The sequence below is a fragment of the Burkholderia sp. Ac-20384 genome, assembly GCF_017104605.1.
GTDB classification, from domain to species: domain Bacteria; phylum Pseudomonadota; class Gammaproteobacteria; order Burkholderiales; family Burkholderiaceae; genus Burkholderia; species Burkholderia lata.
Genome location: NZ_JAAGPE010000211.1, coordinates 1 through 17,063, shown reverse-complemented (window position 1 = coordinate 17,063; position 17,063 = coordinate 1). Strand labels below are relative to the sequence as shown.

Below are 17,063 nucleotides of genomic sequence, written 5' to 3'. Positions count from 1 at the left end.
ATCAGCAGGTGAGGCGAATTGAGCGAGCCTGCCGAGATCACGATTTCCCGCGCAGCCTCGATGATTCGCCGCTCGCCGTTTTGCAGGATCTCGATGCCGGTCGCCACGTTGCCTTGCATCACCACGCACAGCAACGCGCGCATTCGGCATTTCATCGGGAGGTCGTGACAGGAAGGTGATGATGCGGGCGAGCATAGCGTGACATTCGCATGACGTCACGCGGGCCACCACGCGACGGTGCCGCCCGTCGAACGGCTGCTGCCGTGCCGTTGCAGCAACACGGTTCCGTACTGCTGATCGCGAAAAGGCACCATGACGGCGACACGATACGGTCACGTGCCGCCGGGCCCACCCGCGCGTCGAATCCGTTGCGCGCGCACCGGCTCCGACGCCGGCCCGCGCACGCCGCTCAGCGCTTGATCGACACCGTCACCTTCGAGCCATCGCTCATCGTGACGGACTTCGACCCGCCGTTGGTCGGGATCGACACCCACTTCACCTGGCTCACCGACACGACGTCCGGACACTGCAGCGACTTGCCGCCGGCCGTCACGCTGCGCGTGCCCTTCGGCGCGGCCGCCTGGAAGCTCATCTGCACGTTGGCGATCCCCTTCGCGTCGATCGACGGTGCAAGCCGCACCTGGGTCTGGCGCACCATCGCGCCGTTCTCGTCGCGCGGCAGGCTGTCGGCGTTCGGGCACCCGTCGGGCATCGCGACCGCGCCGCTCGGCGGCACCGACTTCCAGTTGAAGTCGTCCGTCTCGCCCGAGCGGATCTTGCGGGTCTCCTGCGTATTGCCGAAGGTCTTCGAATCGACCTTGACGGTGTATTCGAGCTGTCCGGTACCGCCGCCCTTCAGGCTGCCCTTGACCGGCGGCGCCGCGAATACGCTCGCGCTGACGCACGCCGCCGCGAACACGACCGACCACGATGCGGCGACTGACAAGCTGCGTTGGCTCATGCTGACCTCCTTGGTATGCGGCGGCACGCGCGTGCCGCGCGGTTTTCGATGCATGATGCGCTGCCAGTCTACCGCCAAGCGGCATGCAATGCGCCGCAAACGCATCGGGTGTTACCCCGCTTGCGTTCGCGGCGCCGCAACCTTACGCGCGATGCCGGCTCAGAAGCCGCTCAGCACGAGCTTGCCGATCGAACGCCCGGCCTCGAGCAACTGGTGCGCGCGCCGCACGTTCGCGGCATTGATCGTGCCGAGCTGCTCGCCAAGCGTTGTGCGCAGCGTGCCGCCATCGACGAGCCGCGCGACTTCGCCGAGGATCCGGTGCTGCTCGATCATGTCCGGCGTCTCGAACATTGCACGCGTAAACATGAATTCCCAGTGAAACGCGGCACTCTTCGCCTTCAGCAGTTCGACCGGCACCGGCTTGTCGTTCTCGACGATCGTGCAAATGCCGCCCTGCGGCCGGATTACCTCCGCTGCGGCAGGAAAGTGACGATCCGTGTCGTTGAAAATCAGCACGTAGTCGACGTTCGGATGCCCGGCCTCGCGCAACTGCGCAGGCAGGTCGCCGAAATGGTCGACCACCGCGTCCGCACCCAGCGAGCGCACCCAGTCGGCCGACGCCGGCCGCGACGCGGTAGCGATCACGTGCAGCTTGCCGAGCGTCTTCGCGAGCTGGATCGCGATCGAGCCCACACCACCCGCACCGCCGATGATCAGCACCGATTTGCCGGCGTCCGCGCCCTGCGGCGACACGCGCAATCGGTCGAACAGCGCTTCCCACGCGGTCAGCGCGGTGAGCGGCAGCGCGGCGGCGGCGGCGAAATCGAGCGTGCGCGGCTTCAGCGCGGCGATCCGCTCATCGACCGTATGGAATTCGCTGTTCGCACCCGGCCGCGTGATGCTGCCCGCGTAGAACACCTCGTCGCCGGGCCGGAACAGCGTGACGTCGGCACCAACCGCGACCACCGTGCCGGCCGCATCCCAGCCGAGCACGCGCGGCGTGTCCTCGACCTGCGGCTTCGGCGCGCGCACCTTGGTGTCCACCGGGTTCACGGAAATCGCCTCGACCTTCACGAGCAGATCGCGCGGTCCCGGCACAGGCTGCGGCAGCTCCACGTCGAGCAGCGCTTGCGGATCGTCGATCGGCAGATAACGGGTCAGTCCAACGGCTTTCATCACGACACTCCTTCAGGAAATCCTGTGGGCCGCGGCGCAGCCCCATAAACGTCATCGTAGGCAACCCGATCATTCGAGAAAACCGCTATATTTCCTGAAACATTTTCAGGATTTTCAGAATAATGACCTCCGACCCGATTCCGGCCCCCGACAAGCCGCTCGACCTGCTCGATGTCGCGCTGTTCGTGCGTGCGGCGCTGCTCGCGAACGTCACCGCGGCCGGGCGCGAGTTCGGCGTGTCGGCCGCGGTCGCGAGCGCACGCATCGCGCAGCTCGAGCGCCAGCTCGGTGCGCGGCTGCTGCACCGCACCACGCGCCGCATCAGCCTGACGCAGGACGGCGAAGTCTTCATGGCGCACGCCGATACGCTGCTGTCGGCCGCCGACGCCGCGCGCGCGTCGGTCGGCCACGGCCGCACCGAGCCGTATGGGCGGCTGAAGGTGTCGATGTCGTCGTCGTTCGGTCGCCAGCATGTCGCGCCGGTGATTCCCGCGTTCCTGCGCCGCTATCCGTCCGTGTCGCTCGACCTGCGGCTGTCGGACGAAATCGTCGACCTCGTCGACGACGGCTACGACGTCGCGATCCGCCTCGGCGCGCTGAAGGATTCGACGCTCGTCGCGCGCAAGCTCGCCGCAAACCGCCGCGTGCTGTGCTGCTCGCCCGCGTATCTCGCCGAACACGGCACGCCACGCCATCCGGCCGACCTTGCGCAGCACGAATGCGTGGTCCTCGGCGACCAGCGCGACTGGTCGTTCGCCACGCCGCAAGGCCCGCTCACGGTGCGGGTCGGCGGCCGGCTCGTCGCGAGCAACGGCGAGGCGATCCGCGAAGCGCTCGTCGACGGCTTCGGGATCGCGATCAAGTCGACCTGGGACGTCGGCCCGCTGCTCGCGAGCGGCGCGCTCGTCACGGTGCTCGACGACTATCCGTTCGCGGAAGACATCGCGATCTGGGCCGTCTACCCGAGCCGCGTGCACGTTCCGCTGAAGACGCTCGCCTTCATCGCGTTCATGGCCGAGCATTTCGGCGATCCACCGTACTGGGATCGCGCGGACGAGCCATGACCGCGGCGCCGCGCGCGGTTTCGATCCGCCCCGACCGCCGCGTGCGGCCAACCGGCTACAATGGCGCGTTCGCCACGCAAGGGCCCGACGCCGGACGGGGCCCGCATCGGCAGGCGGCTGCCCGTAGGCCGCATACGCATTTCATTCGCTTCCCAACCATCCCGTCATGACCCACAACCTCGTCATCCAGAGTCTTGCGCCGCTGTCGGACGCCCATCACAAACCGCTGCTCGCGCTGTCGCGCGGCACCCGCATCGTGCAGACCGACGATCACGCGCTGCGGATCGACAACGCGAACCCGGCGCAGCGCCTCGATATCGATGCGTACTGCGGCACGCACGCGCTCGACTTCGCGTTCGTCGAGGCCGGCCTCTCGCTCGGCGATTTCGGGCTCGCCGTGATGGACATGGATTCGACGCTGATCACGATCGAGTGCATCGACGAGATCGCCGATTTCTGCGGGCTGAAAACGCAGGTCGCCGAGATCACCGAAGCGTCGATGCGCGGCGAGATCCGCGACTTCAACGAAAGCCTCACGCGCCGCGTCGCGCTGCTGGCCGGGCTCGACGCGCACGCGCTCGAACGCGTGTACGAGGAGCGGCTGCAACTGACGCCGGGCGCCGAGAAAATGCTCGCCGGCGTGAAGGCTGCCGGCATGAAGACGCTGCTCGTGTCGGGCGGCTTCACGTTCTTCACCGAACGGCTGAAGGCGCGCCTCGGCCTCGACTACGCGCATGCGAACACGCTCGAGATCGTCGACGGCAAGCTGACCGGCAAGGTGCTCGGCGAGATCGTGAACGCCGACGTGAAGGCACGCCTGCTGCGCGAGACGTGCGCGTCGCTCGGCCTCGAGCCGCGCCGTGCGATCGCGATGGGCGACGGGTCGAACGACCTGAAGATGATGGCCGAAGCCGGGCTGTCGGTCGCGTACCACGCGAAGCCCGTCGTACGCGACGCGGCGACGGTCGCGTTCGATCATGTCGGCCTCGACGGGCTGCTGCGCCTGTTCTGATCCTGCAGAATCCGAAATGAAAAACGCCGGCGCGATGCAACATCGCGCCGGCGTTTTGTTTTTCCGAGAAACCTTTGCGGCCTGCGATCAGGCGAGTACGTCCTGCATCGCGCGCTCGATGTCCGCGCGCAAGTCGGCTTCGTCTTCCAGACCGACATAGAAACGCACCAGCGTGCCGCGATGCGGCCAGTCCGGACGCATCGACGCGACGTCGTAAGGCATCGCGAGGCTGCACGCGCCGCCCCAGCTCCAGCCGATCGCGAACAGTTCGAGCGACTCGACGAAGCGGTCGATCTGCTCCGCGCTGTAGCGCTCGTCGAACACCACCGAGAACAGCCCGCCCGCGCCGGTGAAATCGCGCATGAACGACGCGTGCCCCGGGCAATCGGCGATCTGCGGGTGCAGGACCGCCGAGATCTCCGGCCGCGCCTTCAGCCATTGCGCGAGCGCGAGCGCGCTCTTGCTGTGCGCGTCGAAACGCACCTGCATGCTCGGCAGGCTGCGCAGCACGAGCGAGCAATCGTCGACCGACACGCCGACGCCGCAGCGCATCCGTGCGAGCTTCAGCTTCGCGTGCAGTTCCGCGTTCGCGGTGATCGTCGCGCCCATCAGCACGTCGCTGCCGCCCGACTGGTACTTGGTCAGCGCCTGCACCGAGATGTCGACGCCGTGTTCGAACGGCTTGAACGCGAGCCCGGCCGAGAACGTGTTGTCGATGGCGGTGACAATGCCGCGCGCCTTCGCGGCCGCCGCGATCGCCTGCACGTCCGGCACTTCCATCGTCACCGAGCCCGGCGCCTCGATCCAGATCAGCCGCGTGTTCGGCTGGATCAGGTCGGCAATGCCGGCGCCGATCATCGGATCGTAGAAGCGCGCGGTAATGCCGAAATCCTTCGCGAGCCAGTTGCCGAAATCGGCGTTCGGCCCGTACACGTTGTGCGGAATCAGCACGTCGTCGCCGGCTTTCACGATCCCGAAGTAGACGTTCATGATGGCCGCGAGACCCGACGGCTGCAGCAGCGCATGCGTGCCGCCCTCGATCTCGGCGAGCCGCTGCGCGAGCGCGAGCGACGTCGGCGTCGCATGCAGGCCGTAGCGCCACTGGTTGTCGTTGTGCCAGACGAGCGCACGCATCGTCGCGAGATCGGGGAACACGACCGTCGACGCGCGCGCGACCGGCGGCACGAACGAACGGAAGCCCTCCGGGATCACGTCGTCGGGTTGAACGATGCGGGTTTGCAGCGCGCGCTTGGGAGTGGATGCAGTCATGACAGGAAGCCCGGCACGAGGCCGTTCGGTTGCGGAATATGCAGCTAGATTAGCCAAAATCGGCGCAATTGGCCCGGTACAATGCGCGCCGCGCGTACCGAGCCAGCGCGGGTTCAGTCGTCGGTGCGCAGGTTGACGACGCCGCCCACCGTCTCGATTTCCTGCACGCGGCCGTCGCGCACCTGCAGCGCCGCGCGCTTGCCCGGTGCAAGACGCAGCACGACGGGCTGCGGATCCGACTCGTCCGAATTCATCCGGTCGGCCTTCAGGTCGCCCGTCGCGTCGAAGCGGCCGATCCACACACCCGTGATGTTTGTGCCGTCGTTCGATTCCTCGATCTCGAGCGTGTCGCCGTCGCGATCGCCCGCGAGCAGCACGACCTCGCCCGTATCGGCGAACTGGTATTCGCCATGCACGCCTTCCTCGTCCGTCTTCGGGCCGAGATGCACGACGATCGGCCGGTCGCCGAGCGTGCCTTCGTAGCGCGGCAGGCGGGCGAACTCGGGATTCGGCTTCAGCGGCCGCGCCATGGCCGGTTCATCCTGCTGCACGCCAGGTGCGACGGCCTGCGCCGCGACCACGCCCGGCATCGTCATGCCCGCCGCCAGCGCGCCCGCGACGATGAGCGCCCGTTGCCATTGCGAATATCGACCCACCTTGTGTTGCTCCTTGCTTCAGATTCGCTCGAAAATCGCGGCGATGCCTTGCCCGCCGCCAATGCACATCGTGACGAGCGCATATCGGCCGCCGATGCGCTGCAGCTCGTACAGCGCCTTGACGGTGATCAGCGCGCCCGTCGCGCCGATCGGGTGCCCGAGCGAAATGCCGGATCCGTTCGGATTCACCTTTGCCGGGTCGAGACCCAGTTCCTGCGTCACCGCGCATGCCTGCGCGGCGAACGCCTCGTTTGCCTCGATCACGTCGAGATCGGCCACCGTCAGCCCCGCACGCGCGAGCACTTTCTGCGTCGCCGGCACGGGGCCGATCCCCATGTAGGCCGGATCGACGCCCGCGTGCGCATACGCAACGAGGCGCGCGAGCGGCTGCGCGCCGCGCTGCTCGGCCACGCTGCGCTCCATCAGCAGCACGGCAGCAGCCGCATCGTTGATGCCCGACGCGTTGCCGGCCGTCACCGTACCGTTCTCCTTCACGAATACGGGCCGCAGCTTCGAGAAATCCTCCAGGCTCGCATCGTGGCGCACGTGCTCGTCGTGATCGAACACGACCGGCGTGCCCTTCTTCGAGCCGATCAGCTCGACCGGCAGGATCTGGTCCTTGAAGTAACCGGCCTTCGCCGCGTGCGACGCGCGGCGGTGCGATTCGAGCGCGAGCGCATCCTGCGCGTCGCGTGAAATGCCGTACTTCGCCGCAACGTTCTCGGCCGTCACGCCCATGTGGATCGTCTGGAACGGATCGTTCAGCGCGCCGACCATCATGTCGACTGCGCGCATGTCGCCCATGCGCTGCCCGAAGCGCGCGGCCGGGATCGAATACGGCGCGCGGCTCATGCTCTCCGCGCCGCCTGCGATCGCGATGTCCGCATCGCCGAGCAGCACGCCCTGCGCGGCCGACACGATCGCCTGCAGGCCCGAGCCGCACAGCCGGTTCACCGTGAGTGCCGGCGCGTGCTGCGCGACGCCGCCGTCGATCGCGGCGACGCGCGCGAGATACATGTCCTTCGGCTCCGTGTGCACGACGTTGCCGAACACCACGTGGCCAACCTCGTCGCCCGACACCTGTGCACGCTGCAGCACTTCGCGCACGACCTGCGCGCCGAGCGCGGTCGGCGCGATGTCCTTCAGGCTGCCGCCGAAATCGCCGATCGCGGTACGCACGCCGCTCACCACCACCACTTCACGTTGCATGTCGCCTCCTCATCCTTCTGATCGAATGAATCGTTCGTGCGGTGCCGTGGCCGGCGTGCGCATGCCGCGTCAGCCTTGCATCAGGCGCTCCACCGCATCGCGGTGCGGAATCGGCGCGACCGCGCCGTAGCCCGTCGTCGACAGGGCCGCCGCGGCGTTCGCATAGCGCGCTGCCGCGAACGGATCGTCGCCCGCGACGATCCGCGCGACGAAGGCACCGCCGAAGCAGTCGCCCGCGCCCGTCGCATCGACGGCCTCGACCGCGAAGCCCGGCACGACGCGCCGCTCGTTCGGCGTTGCCACGTAAGCACCTTCCTTGCCGAGCTTCAGCGCGACGACCTGCGGCCCGTGTTCGAGCATCGCATCGACGATCGCGTCGCGATCTTTCGCGCCCGTGAGGGCCGTCACGTCGTCCCAGCTGGGCAGGCAGATATCCGTCTGGCGCAGGGCTTCGCGCATCACCGCGCGGGCGCGCGGCAGCGGCCACAGCTTCAGGCGCAGGTTCGTGTCGAAGCTGACCTTCGCACCGTTGCGGCGCGCATGGTCGATCCCCGCGAACGCGGCATCGCATGCAGCCGTGCTGATCGCGAGGCTGATGCCCGACAGGTGCACGGCCTTCGCGGCGGCCAGTGCGTCGAGCGGCAGGTCGCCCACCGCATAGCGGCTCGCCGCCGAGCCCGCACGCAGGTAGTCGAACTGGTGACCGTCGGCGCCGTGCGTGACGAAATACACGCCGGTCGGTGCGCTGCGGTCGACCCGCACGTACGTCGTGTCGACCTGCTCCGCGCGCCACATGTCGGCCAGCAGGCGGCCGAACGGATCGTCGCCGATCGCCGACACGAAGCCCGTCGACGCGCCCTGGCGCGCCGCGGCGATGCAGAAGTTCGACGTGTCGCCACCGAAGCCCTGCAGGAATTCAGGCCGGCCCGGCTGCGACTGGTTGAATTCGATCATCGCCTCGCCGAGCGCGAGGATCTCCGGAAATGCCGCGGTCATCGCTTACACCTCGCCCCACAGATCGTGGCCGTCGGCGCCCGTGATCTTCACGGACACGAAATCGCCGACCTTGTAGCGCTTCGATGCCTTCGCCGCCGGCTCGACATAAACGACGCCGTCGATTTCCGGCGCATCGGCCGCCGTACGGCCGATCCCGCCTTCCGCGCTGACTTCGTCGATCAGCACCTTGAGGGTCTTGCCGACCTTGCGCTGGATGCGGTTCGCCGACACTTCCTCGGCGACTTCCATGAAGCGTGCGCGGCGTTCCTCGCGTACGTCATCCGGCAGCGCGCCGTCGAGTTCGTTCGCGGTGGCGCCTTCGACCGGCGAATACGCGAAGCAGCCGACGCGATCGAGTTCCGCTTCGCGGATGAAGTCGAGCAGCGTTTCGAACTGCTCTTCCGTCTCGCCGGGGAAGCCTGCGATGAACGTGCTGCGGATCGTCAGGTCCGGGCAGATCTCGCGCCACTTCTGCACGCGCTCGAGCACCTTCTCGGCGTTCGCCGGACGCTTCATGCGCTTCAGCACTTCCGGGTGCGCGTGCTGGAACGGCACGTCGAGATACGGCAGCACGTGGCCCTTGAACGGGCCTTCGGCCATCAGCGGAATCACTTCGTCGACGCTTGGATACGGGTACACGTAGTGCAGGCGCACCCATGCGCCGTACTGCGCGGCGAGTTCGCCGAGCGCGGCGACCAGGTCGGTCATGCGCGTCTTGATCGGCTTGCCGTTCCAGAAGCCCGTGCGGTACTTCACGTCGACGCCGTACGCGCTCGTGTCCTGCGAGATCACGAGCAGTTCCTTCACGCCCGACTTGAACAGGTTCTCCGCTTCCAGCATCACTTCGGCGACCGGACGCGACACGAGGTCGCCGCGCATCGACGGGATGATGCAGAACGTGCAGCGGTGGTTACAGCCTTCGGAGATCTTCAGGTATGCGTAGTGGCGCGGCGTGAGCTTGATGCCGGCGGCGGGCACGAGATCGGTGAACGGGTCGTGCGGCTTCGGCAGGTGCGAATGCACGGCCTGCATCACTTCGCCCACCGCGTGCGGGCCGGTGACGGCGAGCACCTTCGGGTGGACTTCCTCGATCAGGTTCGAGCCGCTGGCGCTCGACTTGGCGCCGAGACAGCCGGTGACGATCACCTTGCCGTTCTCGGTCAGCGCTTCGCCGATCGCGTCGAGGCTTTCCTGCACGGCTTCGTCGATGAAGCCGCAGGTGTTCACGACGACGAGGTCGGCACCGTCGTAGGTGCCGGAGATTTCATAACCTTCGGCGCGCAGTTGCGTGATGATCTGTTCGGAGTCGACGAGCGCCTTCGGGCACCCGAGGGATACGAACCCTACTTTGGGGGATTGGGACATCTGGATTGTGGGGGCGTGGCAGCAAAAGCGTGAGTTTACAGCGATTTAGGGGCGACGAGCCAAAACAAACCGGGGAAAGCGGCCGTGGCGCGCCTGATCGGACCGGCGCCAGATCGGCGGCTGATCGGGGGATGGGGTGATCCGTCCGTTTCTCTTCGGGGTCAGGGCTTCTGGCCGCTCGCCAACGGTACGTCAGACAAGCCACGTGGCGTATATCTGCGCGCCGATCGGCAGCAGGCATCTTCACGTGTCGTCGCAGCCAGCCTCTGCACGAGAACAACGGCGCTTCGGCGCCGTTTTCGTCATGCCTTTCGCCTGGCGCGTCGAAGCGATCGAGGGCCTGCCGTTCATGGAATCGCGCTACGCCCGGATGGCGCAAACGCGTAATCGAGTGTAATGGATCCGGCGCATGAGCAAGGCTAATTTTATTGCACGTGAATTTTCAAATTTCACGTGCCGGCTTGAATATGCCGGCCAGCTCACCTCCATTAATAATCCAGAGGGCCATATCATGAATGACGAAAATCGCCTTGTCGAAGAAGAAAGCGACCAAGATGTTTCCGTTGCCGCTGCGCAGACAACGAATTGGCCTGCAATCGCGACGCTCAACAACCAGCTATATCTGGTCTACAAAGACCAGAAAAGCACCAAGATTCAATACCAGACATACAATGGTTCGATCTGGTCGCGCCCTGCTCCAATCAACACCTATGACTCGACCAATCAGGCCCTGGCGTTGGCAGCATTCGGCACGAAACTATATTCGGCTCACAAGAGCTCGGGATCCGACACCCAGGTCTATTACGATTCGACCAGCGGTTCGAGCTGGGGGAGTGATCAGGCAGTTTCGAATTGCAGAAGCGATAACCCGGTCGCATTGGCCTCATTCAAGACGAAGCTGTACCTGGCGTTCAAACAGGCATCCAGCACCAATATTGCCATCACGAACTTCGACGGCACGACGTGGGCGTCATCGCCCACCACCATCCTCACCGGCGCTGCCAAGACTGCCCAAGCCGTCGCGTTGGCCACGTTTGGTACCAAGCTGTTCCTGGCACACAAAGGCGCATCCGACTCGCTGGTTTTCTATACGTCGTCGTCCGATGGCGTTAACTGGGCACAAGAAAATATCGTTCGACCCGACGTTGTCTCGACCACCGTGCCGGTCGCAATGGCCGCCTTCAAAGGCAATCTTTACCTGGCGTATAAAGGCGCCCCCGACGCCAACACCAATATCTACTATACGTGGACATCCGATGGTGTGAACTGGAGATTTCCGGTCGAATTACTCTACGGCGTTGCTCAAACCAACGCGCCGGTTTCACTGGCAGTATTCAACAACAATCTTTACCTGGCGCACCAAAACGCCTCCGATTCGAGCATTTACTACACGTCGACGTCCGATGGCGTTACCTGGCAGGCGGATCTGGCAGTGCCTTATGCATCAATGAAAGAAGAATGATGCCGCCCATCGCCGGCGCGATAATGAGCAGCGGCTTCTCTTATCGCTGTCAGTCGGCTAACGCGCCTGATTGAATGGTCCGGCAGGCATACGGCCGATAACTGCAGCCGGGTTATCGGCCGACGCAACTCGCTATCTGTCCACCCACCAGGCTGTGGGCAAGTCTCTGCGTGTTTAAACCGCCATACGGGGTGGGAGCGATATTTGCCAAGTAACGTGCACCCCGGGGGATACGGAGCCGTGCTTCGGGAATTAGGGAAATCCGGAGTGTGAGGGTGTTGTAGCGAAAGCGTGGATTTGCGGACCTTTGGTATCCGGCTATCCCGAAACGAGCGGTTGTTGGGCATCCGCTGCGCCAGCTCGACTATCCGTCGCGCTCCAGGTGCGCCGTTACGCCGGCTTTGGCATGCCCGTTCGTGTCGAGCGAAGCCGAGTTGCCGCTCAGCCTCGCCAACACCCGTCAGCCAGCAAGCATCGCACCGGCACCGGCAGCCGCTATGCGAAAATCGAGCCCTCTACCCTCTTCAATCGACCCAACGGGGCTCGCATGACCACTCACATCACCATCGAATTCACCGAGCACGCAGCGGAAGCCATCGGCGAGCAGACCAGCACCAGCTTTTCGTATGACCAGGGCGCGCACGTGCCGCAACCGGGCGACTTCGTCGAACTCGAGAATTCGCGCCAGACGTTTTTCGTGATCGGCCGCGTGTTTTCGCTCAAGGCCAACTACAGCGCGGTCAAGCTCGTGCTCGACCTTCCTCCGCCGGACGGCGAGCAGGATTTCGATCAGACGCACTGACCGACGACGAGACGCGTGACGCCGGCCTGAATCGATGACCATGCAGCGCATTCCCGGCGCTGCGTTCAGCATCACAACCCGCGTCAATCCAGGCTGGCCGGCACATACCGGGCCTGCATCAACCCGCTCGGCAATCGCTTCGTATCGTCGAGCCGCAGCAGCGTTTGCGGCAGGTCGTTGCTGAACAGCGGAATCCCCTTCCCGAGCACGATCGGCACCCAGCTGAGCGTGATGCTGTCGACGACGCCGGCCGCGATGCCTTCTCGCGCCGTCATGCCGCCGTCCAGGTAGACGTGACGATGGCCGTCCTCTGCCAGCCGGCCAAGCAGTGTCGTGAGCGCCCCGTCGAACGGTTCTTCGCCATGGCGCGACGCCAGTTTCCGACGAGTCATGACCACCATCCGTTTGCCGGCATAAGGCCACGGGTCAAACGCAATCACCGTATCGTATGTGTTGCGCCCCATCACGATCACGTCGATGTCGTTCATCAGCGACGTATAGCCGGTTTCATCCGGCGAATCCGACGAAAATGCCTCCAGCCATGACAGATCGCCGCTTTCACCGGCGATGAATCCATCGAGACTGAGAGCGAGAAATACACTGACTTGAGGGCGCATACAGAAATCCTTTCGGAAATGTAAGGATGGCGAGTATAGCCACGATCGCTACGCGCTGCCGCTACGCCGACAGGACGTCCTCGTTTGAGGCTGTGGCATTCGCTCGCATGCAGCGCGCCCGCCGCCCCGCTCTCCAGCGTCGAATTACGCACCCATGATCGCGCTCGCTGCCAATCGCCCAAGCTGGGGCGCCAGGATCACGCCGGGGTGCGCGACAACGGCATAAACCCCTGCAACACCCGGCAAAAATTCGTTGATCGGCACCGCGTCGTTCGTCATCGGCCGAAGCGCCGATTTCGCGGAGAGCAGCGTGAGGGTCGGCGGCTCGGCAAACAGCGCCGAAATATCCGAGGCCGTACGCACCGCAAGCGCTGCAAGCCCGCTGTCGCCCTCTTCCGGAGGATCCGCGGCTGACAACAGGCTACCCGACGGGCCGATCCGCACTTCGAGATCCCGCCCATAGAGCAAATGGCTGATGAGACCCGGCTCGGCAGCGAACCGCATCAACACGGCCGGCTTCTCGCGAACAGGCAACGACACACCCAGGCCCGCGGCGATGGCAACCGCAGACGCAGCGTTCGCCAGGACGACGACATCCGCCGGCACATGCCCGTGCGCGGTATGGACGCCGACAGCGTGCCCATTGCGCGTTTCGACCGCTTCGACCGCGCAACCGCACCGGATCTCCGCGCCGGCCGCTTGTGCACCGGCCAGCAACTGATGCGTCAGGTCGATCGGCTCGACCACGAAGTCGTCCGGTGCCCACGCGATCAACTCGGGAAGCCGGGCAAGACGCGGCTCCATCCGGGCCACATCTCGACGCCCCAACGCTTCCATTTGCACGCCCGCCGCACGCTGCTCGTCGATCAGGGCAGCGGTCTGCGCATCCGAGTCCAGCCAGACAAGTGCTCCGCGCGTCGTCACCGGCAACGAGCCCAGCTCATGCTCGAGCCTCGCGAACTCCGGGAGCGCGTCGAGCGTGCGAGAGAACCCGGACGGGTTTTCAGAAGGAAGCGCACTGCCGGTACCCACCCAGCCGAACGACCAGTGAGTCGCACCGCCTGCGGCCGTTGCCTGCTGTTCCAGCAGCGTGACCTGTGCGCCCGAGCGCGCAAGATGCCATGCGGTGGATGCACCGACGATGCCACCGCCGATCACGACGACGCGCAGCGAGTTGTTTCCCATGAGTGACATTCGAGCGTTGCGGGGTTCCGACTATACCGCCCGTCCCGCTTCGTCGCTGTGCGGTTGCCCGCCGCTCATTACCGCGAATCGGCTCGCCCTCTCGCGTCCGGCATCGACACGATCAATCGATCGACATCCAAGACACTTGAGGTGTGCCGACGAAACAAAAAGCCCGCCGAGGCGGGCCTTGATGAAACGCTGGACACGGTACTTCACCGCATGTCCGGAAACACCGATGCCTTCAGGCACCGATCGAACCACAGAGCATCGTCGCCATCGCCGATCGGCCACATTTCCGCATCGAGCTGCGGCAACCCGGCAACCGGAGCTGACGCACGGTTATCGGCACCAGACGCCCCGGCACGCATCCACGCCGATTGCGCTCCACCGTTGTCGCACGCACTCCCATGCGCCTGCGCCTCGCAGAACGCCACGGGTCGCACCTTCCCGCCATCAGCCGTGCTCACCGACCGGTACTGATAAACCGCACCGGTCGCCCAGTCCTCGCTCTGGCTGCAGACCCGCGCGCGATGCTGCACATGGACCGCGCCGAAACATGCATAGGAAACGTGCGCGCCGGTCGCGTCATCGGGAATGAAGTCGCAGTTTGCATCGAAACCGGTGAGCGGGCCGCCCGTGTATTTCGCGAGCCATTGGCGCTCGGCCTGTGCACGCGCGATCAACCCCTTGTTAGATTGATCGGTCAGCACGGCGGTCCGCCGATCGATTGCCTTGCGCACTTCGTCGACGGCGAGCGGACGGCCTTCGTAATCAGCGTCGAGACGGTTGTTGCGCGCGTCGATCCAGCGGCGCTGGCTGCGCACCAGCATGTCGCGGATAGCCGTGTCCGGCGCGGCCTTCAGCGCGCCCGTGTACGCCGAATTCATCCGCGTGTCGGCTGCACGCAGCACCGGGCTCGCGCAGATGCGCTTCTCGATCGGCTGCACGGCTTTCGCGCAATCGATCGCAAAGGCAGGCACCGCCACGCCAACGCCCATCATGAACATCGAAGCAAAACCAGCCAGCCGCCCGGCCGATGCCATTCGAATCCCACGCATGCTTTCTCTCAGTCGGTTTTTTCTTGGTCGCACTGCCTCGATGCAGCATCGCCGATTGCGGCCTGTCGTGCCCGGGCGCCGGTATCGCATTTCGCCGATGGCAGCTTCCACGCCACATCGCGCAGCGCCGCTCATGGTACGCGTGCCTGCACAAACGCGCACCATCGGGCGCAGCACGCCCCGGTCTTTCTGTACTGGTGACTGGATCTCGATCGCCTGGACGACGATCATGCACGCCCGAACCCGGCACGCGCATTCGGTGCCGACGGTCATGAACGACCGTCGGCGAGCGGGTCCGGCAGGCGGCGGTCGCACCTCGTCGCGCCCGAATGCTCGATCGGCCGACCCGCACCGCGTTGCTTCGCGGCACCGACACCCGACGAGTTGCCCGCCGCGGTCGGCCCGCCGCGAAACCGTTACTTCTTTTCCGGCTCCGACGCGCCCGGCTGCTTGAACGGGAACGTGCTGAACATCGACTTCGCCTGGTTCTGCATCTGCTCCTGCATCTGCACGAACATGTTCTTCGACTGCTCGATGTAGCTGGTCATCATCCCTTGCATCATCGGCGCCTGCATGTTCATGAACTGCGACCAGACTTCCGGATTCATCGCATTGCCTTCGTACAGGTTCTTCGACTGATCCGCGAGCTTGTTCTGGATGTCGATGAACGCCTGGATGTTCTTTTCCAGGTACGTGCCCATCATGCCCTGCATCGCATGCCCGTAGAAACGGATGATCTGCGACAGCATCGACGACGAGAACATCGGCACGCCGCCGCTTTCCTCTTCGAGGATGATCTGCAGGAGGATGCTGCGCGTCAGGTCTTCGCTGGATTTCGCATCGACGACCTTGAAGTCCTCCTGCTCCAGCACGAGCTGCTTCACGTCGGTCAGCGTAATGTACGTGCTTGTCTCGGTATCGTAGAGCCGACGGTTCGGGTACTTCTTGATGAGCCGTTCGGCCGTCTTCTTTGTAGTAGTCATGTAACGCCTTTGAGTGCAGCGTAGCGGAAGTGACGAATCCCCGCCGCCCGAATCCGGGAGGCGGGGGCCTTCGGAAAACGCCCGGCTGCGCGGCCACCCGGCCCGCGCAGCGCGGACGCTCAGCCCATGTGCAGGCCGCCGTTCAGCGAGAAGTCGGCGCCCGTCGCGAAACCGGAATCGTTCGACGCGAGCCACGCGACGATCGAACCGATTTCCTCCGGCCCGCCAAGACGGCGCACCGGGATCGTCGCGACGATCTTCTCGAGCACGTCCGGGCGAATCGCCTTCACCATGTCGGTACCGATGTAGCCCGGCGACACGGTATTGACCGTCACGCCCTTCGTCGCGACTTCCTGTGCGAGCGACATCGTGAAGCCGTGGATACCGGCCTTCGCGGTCGAGTAGTTGGTCTGGCCGAACTGCCCCTTCTGACCGTTCACCGACGAGATGTTGACGATCCGGCCCCAGCCGCGTTCGACCATGCCGTCGATCACCTGCTTCGTCACGTTGAACAGGCTCGTCAGGTTGGTGTCGATCACGGCGGTCCAGTCTTCGTGCGTCATCTTGCGGAACACGACGTCGCGCGTGATGCCCGCATTGTTGACCAGCACGTCGATCTCGCCGACTTCAGCCTTGACCTTGTCGAACGCTTCCTTGGTCGAGTCCCAGTCGCCGACGTTGCCTTCCGACGCGATGAAATCGTACCCGAGCGCCTTCTGGTCCTCGAGCCATTTCACCCGGCGCGGCGAGTTCGGGCCGCAACCTGCGACCACCTTGAAGCCGTCTTTCAACAGGCGCTGGCAGATGCTGGTACCGATGCCGCCCATCCCGCCCGTTACGTACGCAATTCGCTGAGACATAAATCTCACTCCATTTTTTGGTTTCGAGAGCTGCCGGAGGCCCCCTCTGACTTCACGTGACGCCGGCCGAAGCCGCAATCGGCCGGCACACGGATTCGGTTCGCTGGTCGCGAACGGCCGCTTACGAACGGCCCGTTACGAACGGCCGCTTACGGACGCTCGACCGCGAGTGCGACGCCCATCCCGCCGCCGATGCACAGCGACGCCAGCCCGCGCTTCGCATCGCGCTTGGCCATCTCGTGCAGCAGCGTCACCAGGATTCGGCAGCCCGACGCGCCGATCGGGTGGCCGATCGCGATCGCCCCGCCGTTCACGTTCACCTTCGACGTGTCCCAGCCCATCTGCTTGTGCACCGCCAGCGCCTGCGCCGCGAACGCCTCGTTGATCT

Annotated in this window: 17 protein-coding genes and 1 pseudogene; 4 read left to right on the top strand and 14 right to left on the bottom strand. The window is 65.2% G+C overall.

Features of this window, described 5'->3' with window-relative positions:
• The 3 genes from G3O00_RS29490 to G3O00_RS29480 all read right to left on the bottom strand — a co-directional run.
• On the bottom strand, positions 1-119 hold a 119-nt coding region (locus tag G3O00_RS29490), incomplete at its 3' end, for a GMC family oxidoreductase N-terminal domain-containing protein (RefSeq protein WP_241025397.1).
• A gap of 290 nt (positions 120-409) precedes the next feature.
• The gene (locus tag G3O00_RS29485; RefSeq protein WP_011352224.1) at positions 410-961 is read right to left on the bottom strand and encodes a DUF6013 family protein; all 552 of its coding nucleotides are present in this window, start codon (positions 959-961) and stop codon (positions 410-412) included.
• Positions 962-1,120: 159 nt separating this feature from the next.
• Positions 1,121-2,137 (bottom strand): zinc-binding alcohol dehydrogenase family protein, encoded by a 1,017-nt coding sequence (locus G3O00_RS29480; RefSeq protein ID WP_206145131.1) that lies wholly within the window; start codon positions 2,135-2,137, stop codon positions 1,121-1,123.
• A gap of 122 nt (positions 2,138-2,259) precedes the next feature.
• Between G3O00_RS29480 and G3O00_RS29475 the strand changes: the two genes are divergently transcribed.
• Entirely contained in the window at positions 2,260-3,201 is a 942-nt protein-coding gene (locus G3O00_RS29475; RefSeq protein ID WP_206145130.1) for a LysR family transcriptional regulator, read from the top strand.
• Between the two features lie 166 nt (positions 3,202-3,367).
• The gene (serB, locus tag G3O00_RS29470) at positions 3,368-4,213 is read left to right on the top strand and encodes a phosphoserine phosphatase SerB (RefSeq protein ID WP_174930843.1); all 846 of its coding nucleotides are present in this window, start codon (positions 3,368-3,370) and stop codon (positions 4,211-4,213) included.
• A gap of 87 nt (positions 4,214-4,300) precedes the next feature.
• Here the strand turns inward: serB and G3O00_RS29465 are convergent, their stop codons facing one another.
• The 5 genes from G3O00_RS29465 to rimO all read right to left on the bottom strand — a co-directional run bounded on the left by G3O00_RS29465 (position 4,301) and on the right by rimO (position 9,708).
• Positions 4,301-5,482 (bottom strand): cystathionine beta-lyase, encoded by a 1,182-nt coding sequence (locus G3O00_RS29465; protein WP_206145129.1) that lies wholly within the window; start codon positions 5,480-5,482, stop codon positions 4,301-4,303.
• 113 nt (positions 5,483-5,595) lie between these two features.
• Entirely contained in the window at positions 5,596-6,138 is a 543-nt protein-coding gene (locus G3O00_RS29460; protein ID WP_174930844.1) for a hypothetical protein, read from the bottom strand.
• Between the two features lie 18 nt (positions 6,139-6,156).
• Positions 6,157-7,347, bottom strand: a complete 1,191-nt coding sequence (bktB, locus tag G3O00_RS29455; RefSeq protein ID WP_206145128.1) for a beta-ketothiolase BktB — start codon at positions 7,345-7,347, stop codon at positions 6,157-6,159.
• A 69-nt stretch (positions 7,348-7,416) separates the two neighbouring features.
• Complete coding sequence (locus tag G3O00_RS29450; RefSeq protein ID WP_206145127.1) at positions 7,417-8,343, bottom strand: sugar kinase; 927 nt, start codon at positions 8,341-8,343, stop codon at positions 7,417-7,419.
• A gap of 3 nt (positions 8,344-8,346) precedes the next feature.
• Complete coding sequence (rimO, locus tag G3O00_RS29445; RefSeq protein ID WP_011352232.1) at positions 8,347-9,708, bottom strand: 30S ribosomal protein S12 methylthiotransferase RimO; 1,362 nt, start codon at positions 9,706-9,708, stop codon at positions 8,347-8,349.
• Between the two features lie 409 nt (positions 9,709-10,117).
• Here rimO and G3O00_RS29440 point away from each other — a divergent pair, with 409 nt between their 5' ends.
• On the top strand, positions 10,118-11,170 hold the full coding sequence (locus G3O00_RS29440) for a hypothetical protein (RefSeq protein WP_241025395.1): 1,053 nt from the start codon (positions 10,118-10,120) through the stop codon (positions 11,168-11,170).
• Positions 11,171-11,717: 547 nt separating this feature from the next.
• Positions 11,718-11,972, top strand: coding sequence for a hypothetical protein (locus G3O00_RS29435; RefSeq protein ID WP_011352235.1), 255 nt, complete (start codon positions 11,718-11,720; stop codon positions 11,970-11,972).
• An 83-nt stretch (positions 11,973-12,055) separates the two neighbouring features.
• Here G3O00_RS29435 and G3O00_RS29430 read toward each other — a convergent pair whose 3' ends face one another.
• From G3O00_RS29430 to G3O00_RS29405, 6 genes and pseudogenes are all read right to left on the bottom strand, one after another.
• The gene (locus tag G3O00_RS29430) at positions 12,056-12,589 is read right to left on the bottom strand and encodes a dihydrofolate reductase family protein (RefSeq protein ID WP_206145126.1); all 534 of its coding nucleotides are present in this window, start codon (positions 12,587-12,589) and stop codon (positions 12,056-12,058) included.
• Positions 12,590-12,733: 144 nt separating this feature from the next.
• Positions 12,734-13,774 (bottom strand): FAD-binding oxidoreductase, encoded by a 1,041-nt coding sequence (locus G3O00_RS29425; RefSeq protein WP_206145125.1) that lies wholly within the window; start codon positions 13,772-13,774, stop codon positions 12,734-12,736.
• 212 nt (positions 13,775-13,986) lie between these two features.
• Positions 13,987-14,832, bottom strand: a complete 846-nt coding sequence (locus G3O00_RS29420; protein WP_206145124.1) for a lysozyme inhibitor LprI family protein — start codon at positions 14,830-14,832, stop codon at positions 13,987-13,989.
• 416 nt (positions 14,833-15,248) lie between these two features.
• Positions 15,249-15,815 (bottom strand): polyhydroxyalkanoate synthesis repressor PhaR, encoded by a 567-nt coding sequence (gene phaR / locus G3O00_RS29415; RefSeq protein ID WP_011352239.1) that lies wholly within the window; start codon positions 15,813-15,815, stop codon positions 15,249-15,251.
• 119 nt (positions 15,816-15,934) lie between these two features.
• The gene (locus tag G3O00_RS29410; protein ID WP_011352240.1) at positions 15,935-16,675 is read right to left on the bottom strand and encodes a 3-ketoacyl-ACP reductase; all 741 of its coding nucleotides are present in this window, start codon (positions 16,673-16,675) and stop codon (positions 15,935-15,937) included.
• Positions 16,676-16,824: 149 nt separating this feature from the next.
• A pseudogene (locus G3O00_RS29405) lies at positions 16,825-17,063 on the bottom strand (acetyl-CoA C-acetyltransferase); the annotation flags it as partial.

Coding starts and splice junctions, on each gene's coding strand:
- G3O00_RS29485 (WP_011352224.1), bottom strand. CDS start 961: ATGAGCCAACGCAGCTTGTCAGTCGCCGCATCGTGGTCGGTCGTGTTC.
- G3O00_RS29480 (WP_206145131.1), bottom strand. CDS start 2,137: ATGAAAGCCGTTGGACTGACCCGTTATCTGCCGATCGACGATCCGCAA.
- G3O00_RS29475 (WP_206145130.1), top strand. CDS start 2,260: ATGACCTCCGACCCGATTCCGGCCCCCGACAAGCCGCTCGACCTGCTC.
- serB (WP_174930843.1), top strand. CDS start 3,368: ATGACCCACAACCTCGTCATCCAGAGTCTTGCGCCGCTGTCGGACGCC.
- G3O00_RS29465 (WP_206145129.1), bottom strand. CDS start 5,482: ATGACTGCATCCACTCCCAAGCGCGCGCTGCAAACCCGCATCGTTCAA.
- bktB (WP_206145128.1), bottom strand. CDS start 7,347: ATGCAACGTGAAGTGGTGGTGGTGAGCGGCGTGCGTACCGCGATCGGC.
- G3O00_RS29450 (WP_206145127.1), bottom strand. CDS start 8,343: ATGACCGCGGCATTTCCGGAGATCCTCGCGCTCGGCGAGGCGATGATC.
- rimO (WP_011352232.1), bottom strand. CDS start 9,708: ATGTCCCAATCCCCCAAAGTAGGGTTCGTATCCCTCGGGTGCCCGAAG.
- G3O00_RS29440 (WP_241025395.1), top strand. CDS start 10,118: ATGAGCAAGGCTAATTTTATTGCACGTGAATTTTCAAATTTCACGTGC.
- G3O00_RS29435 (WP_011352235.1), top strand. CDS start 11,718: ATGACCACTCACATCACCATCGAATTCACCGAGCACGCAGCGGAAGCC.
- G3O00_RS29430 (WP_206145126.1), bottom strand. CDS start 12,589: ATGCGCCCTCAAGTCAGTGTATTTCTCGCTCTCAGTCTCGATGGATTC.
- G3O00_RS29425 (WP_206145125.1), bottom strand. CDS start 13,774: ATGGGAAACAACTCGCTGCGCGTCGTCGTGATCGGCGGTGGCATCGTC.
- G3O00_RS29420 (WP_206145124.1), bottom strand. CDS start 14,832: ATGCGTGGGATTCGAATGGCATCGGCCGGGCGGCTGGCTGGTTTTGCT.
- phaR (WP_011352239.1), bottom strand. CDS start 15,815: ATGACTACTACAAAGAAGACGGCCGAACGGCTCATCAAGAAGTACCCG.
- G3O00_RS29410 (WP_011352240.1), bottom strand. CDS start 16,675: ATGTCTCAGCGAATTGCGTACGTAACGGGCGGGATGGGCGGCATCGGT.